The 13635-nt window shown below is 63.3% G+C and carries 12 protein-coding genes; 6 read left to right on the top strand and 6 right to left on the bottom strand.

All coding sequences use genetic code 11. From position 1 onward, the window contains the following. Positions 1-5: 5 nt before the first annotated feature. The gene (locus ACQZ5H_RS16455; RefSeq protein WP_449098401.1) at positions 6-3746 is read right to left on the bottom strand and encodes a peptidoglycan-binding protein; all 3741 of its coding nucleotides are present in this window, start codon (positions 3744-3746) and stop codon (positions 6-8) included. Between the two features lie 257 nt (positions 3747-4003). After that, entirely contained in the window at positions 4004-4462 is a 459-nt protein-coding gene (locus ACQZ5H_RS16450; RefSeq protein ID WP_025555263.1) for an Lrp/AsnC family transcriptional regulator, read from the bottom strand. 126 nt (positions 4463-4588) lie between these two features. Between ACQZ5H_RS16450 and ACQZ5H_RS16445 the strand changes: the two genes are divergently transcribed. Next, the gene (locus tag ACQZ5H_RS16445) at positions 4589-5872 is read left to right on the top strand and encodes a cystathionine gamma-synthase family protein (RefSeq protein ID WP_449098400.1); all 1284 of its coding nucleotides are present in this window, start codon (positions 4589-4591) and stop codon (positions 5870-5872) included. 12 nt (positions 5873-5884) lie between these two features. Here the strand turns inward: ACQZ5H_RS16445 and ACQZ5H_RS16440 are convergent, their stop codons facing one another. Together ACQZ5H_RS16440 and ACQZ5H_RS16435 are read right to left on the bottom strand one after the other, a co-directional pair. After that, positions 5885-6247: a hypothetical protein gene (locus ACQZ5H_RS16440; RefSeq protein WP_025555261.1), complete on the bottom strand. Its 363-nt coding sequence runs from the start codon at positions 6245-6247 to the stop codon at positions 5885-5887. Between the two features lie 83 nt (positions 6248-6330). Further along, positions 6331-6750: a nuclear transport factor 2 family protein gene (locus tag ACQZ5H_RS16435; RefSeq protein ID WP_449098399.1), complete on the bottom strand. Its 420-nt coding sequence runs from the start codon at positions 6748-6750 to the stop codon at positions 6331-6333. 171 nt (positions 6751-6921) lie between these two features. Here ACQZ5H_RS16435 and ACQZ5H_RS16430 point away from each other — a divergent pair, with 171 nt between their 5' ends. Continuing rightward, positions 6922-7950, top strand: a complete 1029-nt coding sequence (locus ACQZ5H_RS16430) for a diguanylate cyclase domain-containing protein (protein WP_449098398.1) — start codon at positions 6922-6924, stop codon at positions 7948-7950. On the opposite strand, the gene ACQZ5H_RS16425 is transcribed toward ACQZ5H_RS16430, so the two are convergent. Beyond that, entirely contained in the window at positions 7929-9353 is a 1425-nt protein-coding gene (locus tag ACQZ5H_RS16425; protein ID WP_449098397.1) for an aminotransferase-like domain-containing protein, read from the bottom strand. The two genes, ACQZ5H_RS16430 and ACQZ5H_RS16425, sit on opposite strands and share 22 nt — an antisense overlap. Before the next feature lie 106 nt (positions 9354-9459). Here ACQZ5H_RS16425 and ACQZ5H_RS16420 point away from each other — a divergent pair, with 106 nt between their 5' ends. After that, entirely contained in the window at positions 9460-10359 is a 900-nt protein-coding gene (locus tag ACQZ5H_RS16420) for a DMT family transporter (protein WP_449098396.1), read from the top strand. On the opposite strand, the gene ACQZ5H_RS16415 is transcribed toward ACQZ5H_RS16420, so the two are convergent. After that, positions 10349-10825 (bottom strand): VOC family protein, encoded by a 477-nt coding sequence (locus tag ACQZ5H_RS16415; RefSeq protein WP_449098395.1) that lies wholly within the window; start codon positions 10823-10825, stop codon positions 10349-10351. The genes ACQZ5H_RS16420 and ACQZ5H_RS16415 overlap by 11 nt on opposite strands. A gap of 189 nt (positions 10826-11014) precedes the next feature. Between ACQZ5H_RS16415 and ACQZ5H_RS16410 the strand changes: the two genes are divergently transcribed. The 3 genes from ACQZ5H_RS16410 (at position 11015) to ACQZ5H_RS16400 (ending at position 13518) form a co-directional block, all read left to right on the top strand. Then, entirely contained in the window at positions 11015-11203 is a 189-nt protein-coding gene (locus ACQZ5H_RS16410; RefSeq protein WP_025555255.1) for a hypothetical protein, read from the top strand. Between the two features lie 60 nt (positions 11204-11263). Then, the gene (locus ACQZ5H_RS16405; RefSeq protein WP_449098394.1) at positions 11264-11566 is read left to right on the top strand and encodes a hypothetical protein; all 303 of its coding nucleotides are present in this window, start codon (positions 11264-11266) and stop codon (positions 11564-11566) included. Positions 11567-11721: 155 nt separating this feature from the next. Next, positions 11722-13518: an acyl-CoA dehydrogenase C-terminal domain-containing protein gene (locus tag ACQZ5H_RS16400; RefSeq protein ID WP_449098393.1), complete on the top strand. Its 1797-nt coding sequence runs from the start codon at positions 11722-11724 to the stop codon at positions 13516-13518. The last annotated feature ends 117 nt before the right edge of the window (positions 13519-13635 follow it).

Genomic DNA, 13635 nt, shown 5'->3' with positions numbered 1-13635 from the left:
GCGCCCTATGCCTTGGTGGCGTTCTTGGCGTTGCGCTCCAGCAGGGCCTTGACCGTGTCGTCGTTGATCTTGCCGGACGGATCCTGGCCGATCGACTTCTGGAAGCTCTTGATCGCCGCGACGGTCTTGGCGCCCATCTCGCCGTCAGGCGTGCCGGCGTCGAAACCGTTATTGTTCAGGATCGCCTGAATGTTGCGGATCGCCTTCTTCATGTCGACGCTCGAGGTGCTGGTGCCCTTGCCGGTCCAGGCATCGGGCACGTCGATGCCGTTGGCCTTGTTGTCGAGCTGCTGCGGCTTCCAGGCGTCGGTTGCGGCCTTTGCTTTGTCGAGGTCGGCAGGCTTCATTGCCTTGGCGACTTCGTCGCGCTTGGCGCCGGCGTCCTTGTCGCCACCCTTGGCAGCGATCGCAAACCACTTGTAGCTCTCGCCGAGATCCTGGGTCACGCCATTGCCGCGGGCGCAGAGGATGGCGAGGTTGAACTGGCTGTCGGTGATGCCGAGATTGGCGGCCTTGGTGAACCAGTTGGCAGCCGTCGCATAGTCCTGCTGGCCGAGCGCGCCGGAAGCGTAGAGCACTGCGAGATTGTGCATCGCGCTGGCATTGCCCTGATCGGCAGCCTGCTCATAGAAGCCCTTGGCCTTGTTGATGTCGCGGGCGACACCCGTGCCCTTCTCGTAGATGCTGCCAAGACGGTACTGCGCCGGGGCGAAGCCCTTGTCGGCGGCCATCTGGTACCACTTGACCGCATCGGCTTCGCTGGCGGTGACGCCGTTGCGACCTTCGCTGTAGCGGGCGGCAATTTCGAACAGGGCAAGCGCATCGCCGCCGCGTGCCGCATCGGCAAGCGCCGCCGGCTGGACTACATCGGGAACAGCGATTTCAGGCTGTGCCGGTGCCGCATTGGTGGTGGCCGGAGCATCCTTCGGAGCAAAGGCCGTGGCATCCTGAGCCGGAGCGCCCTGCGTCAGCGTCGCAGCACCTTCGCCATCGAGCGGCGCGGCATCGGTCAGATGATCGGCCGGTGATGCCGGTGCCGGATCGGCGGCCGGGGGAACGGCCTCTGGTGCCGCCGGTGCTTCGAGATTGGCGGTCGCCTGGTTATCGATCTGCGGTACGGCCGCTGTGTCTGCCGTTGCCGGAGCCTGGTTCGCATCGCTCATGACCGCGACTTCGGCGGGCGGTGCGCTCTGGCCTGTGGTCAGCGTGCGGGCAAGCGGGAATGCCATGATCGCCAGAAGCACGGCGCCGGCTGCCAGAAGCAGCGGACGGCGGAAGCGCGAGAAGGCGCTGGCGCCACCGGCAGGCTTCGGCGCCTTGCTCTTCTTGTCGGCCTTCAGCGGCTGCGCTTTCGGGTCGGATTCGATAGCGGCGGCCTGGGCGGCACGGCGGGCAGCGGCGATATAGTCGGCGCGGTCGTTTTCCGAGGCAGGCTTCGGGTTGGCGCGCGCCGCACTCTGGCTGGCGCGAACCCGCTCCAGGATCTTCTTCACGTCAGGCGCGCCGGAGCCGGGCTCGAGAAGCTCGTTGGCCTCTTCGCCGGGCACGACATCGACAGGGTCGATGGACGGAGCCGGATCGATGATCGTGCGCTCGGCGGCATCGGCCTTCGGCGCCTTCTTGCCGGGCATCAGCTTCTTGCCGATCGCCAGGAACAGGCTCTTGCTCTGCTTGGCTTCGGCCGCATGCTTGGTGGCGGCTTCGATGGCGATGGCGCTGGTTTCGCTGACGGCGGGAGCCGGGGCCGGCTGCGGTGCAACGGCTTCAGCCACGGCGGCGCGCGGTGCCGCCACGCCCTTGGTGCCGAACACCGCAGGCTTCTCCGCCTCTGCGCCGGCAGGGATCAGCGAATAGGGGTCGACTTCGAAATCGACATTGGCGGCCGGCATGCGGGCGGCAGGCCGGTTGCGCGTTTCCATGTCGTCGAGGCGGTCGGCGATATGAACGAGCGTTTCATGCAGCGCCTGGAACGTCTTGTGGGTCCGTTCCTCGCCGCTGCGGCTGAGATCTTCAAGATGACGAAGATCGGCGGCCAGCGCATTCAGCGCCGACATGTCGGCGGCCGGAACGCTGCCGGCCTGCAGGCCGCCATTGCGCGAATAGGCTTCGACGACCGCTTCAGCCGCCTGGCGGGCAGCCTCGATGATATATTCGTCGCTGGTCGCCATGTAATCTTCGATGGCGCCCATGCGGCGGTCGAGATCGGCGGAGATACCGGCATCTGCACGCGGCTCGTGGAGCAGCGTGGAGAGATTGGCGATCTGGTCTTCGAGGCTCTTCAGCGCCCGCGAGTCGGTTGCCGGTGCCGCGGTGCTTTCTTCGAGACGGGCGGCGATGTCGCTGAGGCGTCCCTCGATCCGGCGGAAAGCGCTGTCGTCGATGGCAGGTGCCGCCATGACGGGAGCCGGCTGGATTTCCATCTGGTCGATGCGGCGGGCGAGATAGTCGAGCCGCTCGGCGAGAACGTCGTTGACCGCGCCGGTTTCCAGCGCGTCGATCTTGCTGGAGATATCGGCCAGCGTGCGGTTGAGGTCGGGCTGCGGTGCGGCCTTCTGGGCGCGCTCCAGCATGTAAGAGAGCTGCTCCAGCCGCTCGTCGAGATGAGCCGTCGCCTTGGTATTGGCCAGCTCTTCGACGCGGCGCGTCAGCATTTCCAGCCGGTCGGTCAGGCCATCGGCCGGTGCCGTGCGGTTGGCAACGCTGCGGCCCATCAGGTCGATCTGCTCGCCGAGCGCATTGAGACGGCCTTCGAGGCGGTGCATCAGCGCCGGGTCGCCGCTGGAGGCGTTGCGGCTGCTGGCGGCAATGGCGCGGCTGATTTCGTCGAGGCGCGTATCCATGGCCGCGAACTGCTCGGACATCGCCCGGTCATGCGGCTGGATCATGCTGCCGAACTGCTCCATCGCGCTGGCAATGGAGATCAGCTTGTCTTCGAGGGCGCGGACAGCCGGGCTCTCGCCCATGCCGCCGATATGGCGCTTGATATCGTCGAGCCGGTAGGCGAGCGAAACCAGTTCTTCCTGAAGGCCGGCGGTGTCGATCGTGTGCAGCTGGTTTTCGAAGCTGTCCCAGCGGCGCTCCATGTGGCGCACGGAATCTTCGCGGGCCAAGCCATCCATCAGCGAGCGGAGTTCGTCGAATTCGCTGCGCAGGCCAGCGGCTTCCGGGCTCGCGGAGCGGTGCGAGAGCTGGTCGATGCTGTGCGCCAGACGGCCCATGTCGGCGCGGATGTCGTCGGCGAAACGGTTGTCCTGAGCGCTAGACTTGATCTCGCGGAGCTCACCGCGCAGTGCATTCATCTCCCGCGTCACGCCCTCGGAGATGTCGCGCTTGAGGTCCTGGCGCAGGTTGACGAGCGCCTGGGCAATTTCGGTCATCGTGTCGTTCGAGGCACCGTAGACGGGAGCTGCGGCTGGAGCCGGTGCGCGCGGCGCAGGAGCGGGTTCGCGGTAGGCGGCACGCTCGGCGGCTGCGCGTTCGCGGCCGGCTTCGAGGATGCGCTGGCGCTGGCGGATTTCGGCGAGCGGGTCGGGACGGGGCTCGGCGGCGGCGTAGGCCGGCCGCGGCTCGTAGGAACGTGCGTAGCTATCGCGTTCGGGAGCAGCAGCCCGTGGCGCCGGATCCCGCGGACCGTTGGTGCCCATCAGCCCTTCGATACGCGCCTCGAGCCCTTCGATCGTGCGGTTCAGCGCGTCGAGGGAGGATCTGTCGGCGCTCCGGGGAGAATTTGATCGCGATCCGTTCATCTTCTTGCTCGCTTCGTCTGCCGCGTCCCTCGTCAGGGTTCGGCTATTGGCTTGAGAGACCGTTTCATCCGAGTTTAGTTTTTTAGACTTTCCTCAAACTGGACGGCGTAGCGGCATTCCAACGAAAAACGCGAGACTAGGAAAAGGAATGCGGATCACCACTGCTCACCGCGCACCTTTCACGAAACGTGGTAAACAACCCGTTAATTTGTGTGAGAATTTTTTAACACTTGAGGCTTTGTGGGCATTTTTGACGCTCAGGAGCGCCGCGCCTTGATGGTGTTCATCACGAAGCTGGTCTCGATCGTGTCGACGCATTTCAGCTTGGCGATCTTGTCCTTGATGAACCGCTCGTATTGTTCGAGCCCGGCGCTCATCACCTTCAGCACATAGTCCTTGGAACCGGTAACGAGGTGGCATTCCAGCACTTCGTCCCAGCCGCGCACCGCATCCTCGAACATCCGGATCTCGTCCTCGTGCTGGCGGCTGAGCCGCACCGAGGCGATCGCCGTCATCGTCCAGCCCTCGACGGCCGGGTCGATCATCGCGGTGTAACCCTGGATGACGCCGGTCTCTTCCAGACGCCGCAGCCGCCGCAAACAAGCCGATGCCGAAAGCCCCACACGCTCCGCCAATTCATTGTTGGTGATGCGCGCGTCGGCCGCCAGTTCCTTGAGGATACGGCGGTCGATCGTATCGGCAATTTTCTGCGTCACTTTTCGCTGATCTCCGCAAGAAGTTGCTTCCAACAATATCAGGCCGCGCCAAATAGCAAGAACCCGCCGCTGCATCTGATATAATTTGCCGGGCGAAGTCCGTGACATTGCTTGAGGAGACGTTTCATGACCGCGCCGCATCCGTCGAGAACCCATATCGGTAATCACGCCCTGCATCCGGAAACCCAGATGCTGAACTACGGCTATGATCCGGAATTGTCGGAAGGCGCCGTCAAGCCGCCGGTCTTCCTGACCTCGACCTTCGTCTTCAAGTCCGCCGAGGATGGCCGGGATTTCTTCGACTATGTCTCCGGCCGCAAGGAGCCGCCGGAGGGCAAGGGTGCGGGTCTCGTCTATTCCCGCTTCAACCATCCGAACAGCGAGATCGTCGAGGATCGCCTTGCCGTCTATGAGCGCACCGAAAGCTGCGCGCTCTTCTCGTCCGGCATGTCGGCGATCGCCACCACGCTGCTCGCCTTCGTCCGTCCTGGCGATACCGTCCTGCATTCGCAGCCGCTCTATGGCGGCACGGAAACGCTGCTTGCCAGGACCTTCCTCAATCTCGGCGTCTCCGCCGTCGGCTTTGCCGATGGTGTCAGCGAGAGCTCGGTAAAGGCCGCGGCCGAACAGGCGATGGCCAAGGGCCGCGTCTCCATCATCCTCATCGAAACGCCGGCCAATCCGACCAACAGCCTCGTCGATGTCGCGATGATCCGCCGTGTCGCCGATGCGATCGGCGAAAAGCAGGGCCATACGCCGATCATCGCCTGCGACAACACGCTGCTCGGCCCGGTCTTCCAGCGGCCGATCGAGCATGGCGCCGATATCTCGCTTTATTCGCTGACCAAATATGTCGGTGGTCATTCGGACCTGATCGCCGGTGCCGCACTCGGCCGCAAGGCCGTGATGAAGCAGGTCAAGGCGCTGCGTGGCGCAATCGGCACGCAGCTCGATCCGCATTCCTGCTGGATGCTTGGCCGTTCACTGGAAACGCTGCAGATCCGCATGGAGCGCGCCAATAGCAATGCCGAAGCCGTCGCCGGTTTCCTGCGCGAGCATCCGAAGGTCGAGAAGATCCACTATCTGCCCTACAACGATCCGCAGTCGCCGGTCGGCCGCACGTTTACGGCCCAGTGCAGCGGTGCCGGCTCGACCTTCTCCTTCGATATCAGGGGTGGCCAGCCGGCCTCGTTCAAATTCCTGAACGCGCTGAAGATCTTCAAGCTGGCCGTCAGCCTCGGCGGAACGGAATCGCTCGCCTCCCATCCGGCGACGATGACGCATTCGGGCGTGCCGGCAGATGTGCGCCAGCGCATCGGCGTGCTGGAATCAACGATCCGCCTGTCGATCGGGATAGAGCATCCCGACGACCTGATTGCCGATCTCACGCTGGCGCTTGATGAGGCGTAAGGGCGGGCGGCCTCAGGCCGCCGCTGCCTCCCGCACGTCATCCAGTAGGAAATGCACGACGACATATTTCGTCGTGTAGTGCCTGCCGCTGTCCGATGTCTCGTCCGCGGTGCCGCCATCGGCAGGATGCCAGGTATGGTAATGTGGATTATTGGCGATCAGCGTGATCGCCTTGCCGGCGAATTTGCCGTCGAGGCGGTAGCGCGCCTCGGCGAGCGGCCAGATGCGCTCGTAATCCTGCTGCGAAATCCGCACCCGCAGCGCCTGGCGATGGGTCGCCTCGCCATGCGAGCCGTCTTCGTGCACGGTCGCCGGAATATCCAGCGTCACTTCCTCCGCGCCGTTCAGGATGAAATTGAACTCCTCAGGCCACATCCGTCTCATGAAGTCGCTCCTCCCAAGCTCGTTCTTCGGTTAGCCAACGAAATGTAACGCACCTGTCGCGGGAAGCAACCGCCTTACGAAAGCCAGTCCGGAAAGCTCTGGCCCGGCGTCATCTTGTCCCATGCCTGCGCGGCGATCTTCCAGCCGCTGCTGTCTTTCACCAGCAGCATCATCTCGACATTGCGGCTGCGCTCGCGATTGTTCTCGACGTTCTCACAGGCAGCAATCGCAACGGCAACATTACCGAAGATGCGGATTTCTCGCGCCGGACAATGTTCGGCAAAGGCGCGCAGCGACGTCTGCGACAGCCCCTCCATGCGCTCCAGGAATTTCCGCGGCGTCTGTGCTCTTGCGGGACGCGCCGAGGCAAACAGCAGGGCATCCGGATGGAAGTCCTCCATGAAGCCCTCGGCGTCGGGCCCAGTGCCATGCGCCCAGCTGAGACTGGCAAACTGCCGCTCGATCAGATCTGAAATGGCTTGACGGTCGTCCATGCGCTCCTCCGGTTGCAAGCCCGAAATCAGTTTACCAGCTTTCCGCGCCAATGTCCGCTGCCAGACATTGCTGCTGGCAACGCCTTGTTAACATTCGTCAAACTTTGCCCTTGCCGTGACAAATCATGACATCATGTTTTAGCAACGGGTTGCGAACTGACGGAGGTATGAATGGGACAGGTCGTCCGGCTCCCCGCCAATGAAGCAGAGCGGCTGCTGGCGGTCCGCGCCTTGAATGCCGTAAGCCGCAGTTCGACGCCGGAGCTTGCGGCTCTCGCCGAGCTGGCGCGCGGCGTCTTCGAAACACCCTTCGCGGCCATCAACATCATCGATGAGGATTGGCAGCGCGTTGCCGGCCAGGCGGGGATGAAGCTCGCCGAGTGCTCGCGCGATCTCTCCATCTGCACCCGTGTCGTCTACGCCAACGATCTCGTCATCGTTCCCGATCTGCGGCGCCATCCCGAATTGTCGGATATGCCCTATGTAACCGGCGACCCGCATTTCCGCTTCTATGCCGGCGCGCCGATCGAGATGGAGGGCAGCCTGGCCGTCGGCGCCTTCTGCATTCTCGATGTGGAACCGCGGGATCTGTCCGATGCCGAGATCGGCAATCTCAGCCGCTTCGCGCTGGTCGCGGGTGCGCTGCTGCGCCTGCAGAAGGCCAATATGGTCATGGGCCTTGCCGAAACCAGCCTGCGCGCCGCGGCAATGACCGATCCGCTGACCGGCTTCTACAATCGAACGGCGCTTGCGAGCCTTGTCGATGGCGAACTCGAACGGTCGCTTGCGGCGAGCCAGACCTTCGGCGCCCTCTATCTCGACATGGATGGGTTCAAGGGCATCAACGACCGCCTCGGCCATCATGCAGGCGACGAGGTGTTGCGCGAGGCGGCAAACCGTATCCGCGCCGTCATCCGGGCCGGTGATATTGCCGTTCGCATGGGCGGAGACGAGTTCGCCGTCTTCATCCCCAACCCGCCGAATGCCGCCGCATTATCGTCCGTCGCCGAGCGCCTGGTCGCCGCTTTCCGCGAACCTTTCGAGGTCGAAGGCATATCGGTCGGTGCCCGTCTGAGCATCGGCGGGGCGCTGGCGCCACAGGCAGGCAGCAATCGCATCGATCTCCTCAAGGTCGTCGATGCCGCGCTCTATCAGGCAAAGGCCGCAGGCCGCGACCGCTACCTGATCGCCGGCATGTGACGAGCCGCCTTCAGGGCTTTCTCAAGCGCGCGGTAAATGCGCGGATCGCCGGATTGCGCGGCATTGAAGCGCAGGAACCGGCTCCCCTCCGGCGCCGTGCTGAAGGCATTGCCGGGCGCCAGCACCACACTGTCGGCAAGGCAGGACTGGGCGATATCGCCCGCATTGATCCCGTCAGGCAATTGGCACCACAGGAAAATCCCGGATTGCGGCCTGATCCAGGGCGTGATGCCGAGCGGCGCCAGCCGCCCGATCGTCTCGTCCATCGCCTTCGAAAGCCGCACCTTCAGCGTATCGAGATGCTTGCGGTAGCTGCCGTCGGTCAGAAGCAGGAGGATCAGCTCGGCATTCAGGCGGCCGCCGCCGATGCTCGTCACCAGCTTGAGATCGATCAGCGGCTCGACCCATTCCGGCTTGGCCGCGATGAAGCCGCAGCGCACCGAGGTGGAAAGTGTCTTCGAGAAGCTGCCGACATGCACGACCCGTTCCAAGCCGTCGAAGGCGGCAAGGCGCGGGGAGGGCTCATGTTCCAGATCGGCGAAGATGTCGTCCTCGATGATCGTCAGATTGGCCCGTTCCGCGAGCTTCAGCAGCTTGTGCGCGACGACGGCGGAGCAGGTGGCTCCTGTCGGATTGTGGATGGCGGAATTGGTGATGTAGAGCCGCGGCTTGTGCTGCTCGATCGCCTGCGCAAAGGCCTCGATATCCGGTCCCTGCGGCGTCATCGGCACGGCGATGGCCTTGGCGCGATTGGCGCGCAGCAATGCATGGAAGTTGAAGTAGCAGGGATCGTCGACGATGACGGTATCGCCGGGCTCTATCAACAACCGGCAGACCAGATCGATCGCCTGCGTGCCGGATTCCGTCAGGATGATATGATCGGGGGAGGCGGGAATGCCACGCTCGTTCATCCGCCGGGAAAGCAGTTGCCGCAATGGAAGCTGGCCGAGCGGCGTGCCGTAATTGGCAAGAACGGCATCCTCTCCCCGGGCAATGGTGCGCAATGCCTTTCTGATTGCATCGACCGGCATCCAGCTTTCCGGAAGCCATCCGCATCCGGGCTTCAGGAGATCCGGGCTGTCCTCCAGCGATTGCCGGTAGACCCAGAGCGGATCGATCGCCCGGTCGAGCTTCGGCCCGATCTCCGACAGCGTCAGCGGCTGCGGCGAACTCGAGACATAGAAACCGGAGCCCGGGCGCGAGCGGATCAGCCCCTCGGCCGCCAGTCGCTCATAGGCCTCGACGACGGTGGAGGCCGAGACGTGCATGGTCTTCGCGAAAGCGCGCACCGATGGCAGGCGCGACCCCGGTACCAGTTCCCGCCCGGCAATCCGCCGGCGGATCTCCGTCATCACGGCGCCAATGCGCTTGCCACTGTCCAGGTTTTTGACCGCTTGATCCATCTGTACTGTATCCGTGTCCATAACAGTTTGCGCAAACTGTACCGTACTGTTGCTGGCAATGCCATGCCTTCGGGTTCATAGCGGGCGAGAACAGGAGCATGCGCACATGGACAAGACGGCAGCCGGTTGGCTCAGTGGCTTTATGGGGATCCTCATCTTCAGCGGTTCGCTTCCCGCGACCCGTGTTGCTGTTGCCGGTTTCGATCCGCTGTTCCTGACTGTGGCGCGGGCGGTGATCGCCGGCATTCTGGCAGGTGGCCTGCTCATCCTCTTTCGCGAGAAGCGCCCGCTGCGCAGCGATCTCGTCTCGCTCGCGGTCGTTTCCTTCGGTGTCGTCATCGGCTTTCCGCTGCTGACCGCAATCGCGCTGAAGCATGTCACCTCGGCCCATTCGACAGTCTTCATCGGTCTGCTGCCGCTGTCGACGGCGATCTTCGGGGTCCTGCGCGGCGGCGAGCGGCCGCAGCCGGTCTTCTGGCTGTTCTCCTGCCTCGGCAGCGCCATCGTCGCCGGCTTCGCGCTGGCGCAGGGCGATGGCGCGACATCGGTCGGCGATCTCCTGATGCTCGCGGCCATCGTCGTCTGCGGCTTGGGCTACGCCGAGGGCGCACGCCTTTCCCGCAAGCTCGGCGGCTGGCAGGTGATCTCCTGGGCGCTCGTCCTGTCGCTGCCGCTGATGCTGGTCCTGTCGGTCGTTGCGATGCCGCAGACCTTGCCTGAAATGAGCAATCCCGCCTGGCTTGGCCTTGGCTATGTGTCGCTGTTCAGCATGCTGATCGGCTTCATCTTCTGGTATCGCGGCCTGGCGCTTGGCGGCATCGCCGGTGTCGGCCAGTTGCAGCTGCTGCAGCCGTTCTTCAGTCTGGTGCTGGCGGCAACACTGCTCAAGGAGAGCGTCAGCTGGAGCATGCTGGCGGCAACGCTGGCCGTGGTTGCCTGCGTCGCCGGCGCGAAGAAATTCGCCAAGGCCGCTCCACCTGTGACTGGCGCCGCACTCAGCCGCTGAAGGCTGCCTGCAGCTCGGCCATGTCGAGCTTCACCATCTGCAGCATCGCTGCCGTCATCCGCCGCGCCTTGGCACGATCCGGATCGGCCATCATCTTGCCGAGCACGCGCGGGGTGATCTGCCAGGAGAGGCCCCAGCGATCTTTCAGCCAGCCGCAGGCTTCCGTCGTTCCGCCATTGCTCAGAAACGCATCCCATATGCGGTCGATCTCGGCCTGGCTGTCGCATTCCACGATGATCGAGAAGGCATGGTTGAAGGCATCGAGCGGTCCGGCCTCAAGCGCCAGATAATTCTGGTCGCCGAGCCGGAATTCGATCACCTTGCAGCTGCCTTCCGGCCCGCTCGGCGTATCGGCGGGAATGACGGTCGAGCGGATGAAGGTCGAGTCCGGGATCACGGAGACATAGAAATCCACTGCCTGCTGGGCGTCCTTTTCGAACCAGAGATTGTTCGAGATCCGGGTCATGAGAAGTCCTCCTCTGTTGCCTTTTGGGGTTGAACAATCCGAGGACGGCTGAGCGGAGCGCTTCCCGACAATTCCGGCGCGTTTTCCCGCCCTTTGTCTTCTTTCGTACAGAGAGCAAAAAGCCGTGATCGGCAGGAACTGAGGGGTAGTCCTCGGCGTTGATTTGACGCCTTGAAGGAGGGCGGTCCCATGAGCTCGCATATCGACCCCAAAGTCACATCGCTGCAGGATGCCAGAAAAGTCTGGAGTGTCAGCGATTTCGCCCGCAAACAAGGCCTGGATCGCAAGCAGGAGCGCGAGCTTGTCCAGCTCTTCGGCCACTTCGCCACCAAGCAGGAATTGATGGCAAATTGCCTGCGCCCGAGGCTCACACGATAGCGTTACAAAGCGCAGCTAGAGTGGGCGGCTCACGAGGGCTGATTCTTGCATAGAAATCTGATGTCCGAAATCCGGCATGCGCAGAAGAACATCTCCGGCATGCATCGCTGGCAGCGCCGCTCGCTCATCCGCAAGATTGTCGACGAGCTTCACACGCTGCGCGATGACGAGCTTTCCGGAGGACTGTTCGATCAGAGCGACAATCTCGACAAGCTGATCTTCAATGCCTGCGCCTCTGTAACGGCGCTTGCCGAGACCGACGACGCCTATTTCGGCCTCGTCCTCGAGGAGTTTTCCTCACTGTTGAAAACCATGAGCGACGTCGTTCGCAGAAGCGCCGCGCTGTCGGCCGAACTTCACTGACCTCCAGGCGGAAATCTCCGTCGATCCGCTGTCCGTGATCCTCATCACAAATTCGAGCAAATGCAGAATTTGACGTTTACGCAAACGTCAATATTTTGTAAGACACTCCCATGTGCCGGTCTCGGTCCGGTCTGCGAATTGGAGGAATTCGAACGATGCCAGTCTATAAGGCCCCGGTTAATGACACGCTCTTCGTGCTGAACGACGTGCTGGGTCTGGAGCGCTACAACAATCTCCCGGGCTTTGCGGACGCGACACCTGACATGATCGAGGCGATCCTCGGCGAGGCCGCGAAGGTGGCTGAAGAGGTGCTTTTCCCGCTCAATTATTCGGGCGATCAGGAAGGCTGCAAGCGCGCCGATGACGGCTCCGTCACAACGCCGAAGGGCTTCAAGGCCGCCTATGACGCCTATTGCCAAGGTGGCTGGACCGGGCTCGCCGCGCCGGAAGAATTCGGCGGCCAGGGCCTTCCCTACACGCTGCATGCGGCTGTCGGCGAATACACCTCCGCCGCCAACATGTCGCTGATGATGTATCCGGGCCTGACCCAAGGCGCAATCGCCGCGATCCTCGTCCACGGTTCCGACGAGCAGAAGCAGACCTACCTGCCGAAGATGGTCTCCGGCGAATGGTCCGGCACCATGAACCTGACCGAGCCACATTGCGGCACCGATCTAGGCCTGCTGCGCACCAAGGCCGTGCCTCAGGGCGACGGCAGCTACAAGATCTCCGGACAAAAGATCTTCATCTCTGCCGGCGAACACGACATGACCGGCAATATCGTCCATCTGGTGCTCGCCCGCATCGAGGGCGCTCCCGAGGGCACCAAGGGCATCTCGCTGTTCATCGTGCCGAAGTTCATGGTCAAGGAAGGCGGCACGCCGGGCGACCGCAATGCCGTCTCCTGCGGCGCGCTCGAGCACAAGATGGGCATCCATGGCAACGCCACCTGCGTCATGAATTATGACGAGGCGACCGGCTATCTGATCGGCGCCGAAAACCGCGGCCTCAACGCCATGTTCGTGATGATGAACGAAGCCCGCCTCGGCGTTGGCCTGCAGGGCCTGTCTATCTCCGAGATCGCCTATCAGAACGCCGTCAATTATGCCCGCGAGCGCATCCAGGGCCGCTCCCTCTCTGGCCCCAAGGCGCCGGAAAAGAAGGCCGACCCGATCATCGTCCATCCGGATATCCGCCGCTCGCTGATGACCATCCGCGCCTTCAACGAGGCCGGCCGCGCCTTCCTGCTGTGGACCGCGCTGAAATCCGACATCGCCCACCGCTCCGCCGACGACAAGGAACGCCAGACGGCCGACGATATCCTCGGCCTCGTCACCCCCATCCTGAAGGGCGTGATGACCGACAAGGGCTTCGACCACGCCGTCATGGCCCAGCAGGTCTTTGGCGGCCACGGCTATATCGAAGAACACGGCATGAGCCAGTATGTCCGCGATGCCCGTATCGCTATGATCTACGAAGGTGCCAACGGCATCCAGGCGCTCGATCTTGTCGGCCGCAAGCTCGGCCTCAATGGCGGCCGCGCCGTCATGGCGCTCTTCAAGGAGATCGGCGATTTCTGCGAGGAAAACCGCAACGACGAAAAGCTCGCCTTCTTCACCAAGCATCTGAAGAAGGGCTTGAACGACGTGCAGGCGGCGACCATGTGGTTCATGCAGAATGCCATGGCCAAGCCCGACAATGCCGGTGCCGGCTCGACCGACTACATGCACCTCTTCGGCCTCGTGGTCCTGGGTTACATGTGGGCGAAGATGGTAAAGGCTGCCGAGGACGCGCTTGCGAGCGGCGACAGCGCTCGCGCCGACTACCTCAAGACCAAGCTCGTCACCGGCAAGTTCTACATGGAGCGCATCATGCCGGAGACGGCGCTGCGCAAGGCCCGCATCGAAACCGGTGCCGACACGATGATGGAACTGGCCGCCGAAGCGTTTTGAGATTTCCTTCTCCCCAGCGGGGAGAAGATGTCCGAAGGTTTCAGGTGCAACTCGTTGCACCGGAGATGAGGGGGGAGCGCAAAGCGCGAACGGCCGCAAGGCCGAAGCCCGAGCCAC

The organism is Rhizobium sp. 21-4511-3d (assembly GCF_053522545.1).
This window is presented reverse-complemented; position numbering and strand designations above follow the sequence as displayed.

Excerpts from the sequence above, each read along its gene's own strand:
- ACQZ5H_RS16425 (WP_449098397.1), bottom strand. The coding sequence starts at position 9,353 with ATGGATCAAGCGGTCAAAAACCTGGACAGTGGCAAGCGCATTGGCGCC.
- ACQZ5H_RS16420 (WP_449098396.1), top strand. The coding sequence starts at position 9,460 with ATGGACAAGACGGCAGCCGGTTGGCTCAGTGGCTTTATGGGGATCCTC.
- ACQZ5H_RS16440 (WP_025555261.1), bottom strand. The coding sequence starts at position 6,247 with ATGTGGCCTGAGGAGTTCAATTTCATCCTGAACGGCGCGGAGGAAGTG.
- ACQZ5H_RS16415 (WP_449098395.1), bottom strand. The coding sequence starts at position 10,825 with ATGACCCGGATCTCGAACAATCTCTGGTTCGAAAAGGACGCCCAGCAG.
- ACQZ5H_RS16410 (WP_025555255.1), top strand. The coding sequence starts at position 11,015 with ATGAGCTCGCATATCGACCCCAAAGTCACATCGCTGCAGGATGCCAGA.
- ACQZ5H_RS16435 (WP_449098399.1), bottom strand. The coding sequence starts at position 6,750 with ATGGACGACCGTCAAGCCATTTCAGATCTGATCGAGCGGCAGTTTGCC.
- ACQZ5H_RS16405 (WP_449098394.1), top strand. The coding sequence starts at position 11,264 with ATGTCCGAAATCCGGCATGCGCAGAAGAACATCTCCGGCATGCATCGC.
- ACQZ5H_RS16430 (WP_449098398.1), top strand. The coding sequence starts at position 6,922 with ATGGGACAGGTCGTCCGGCTCCCCGCCAATGAAGCAGAGCGGCTGCTG.
- ACQZ5H_RS16455 (WP_449098401.1), bottom strand. The coding sequence starts at position 3,746 with ATGAACGGATCGCGATCAAATTCTCCCCGGAGCGCCGACAGATCCTCC.
- ACQZ5H_RS16445 (WP_449098400.1), top strand. The coding sequence starts at position 4,589 with ATGACCGCGCCGCATCCGTCGAGAACCCATATCGGTAATCACGCCCTG.
- ACQZ5H_RS16400 (WP_449098393.1), top strand. The coding sequence starts at position 11,722 with ATGCCAGTCTATAAGGCCCCGGTTAATGACACGCTCTTCGTGCTGAAC.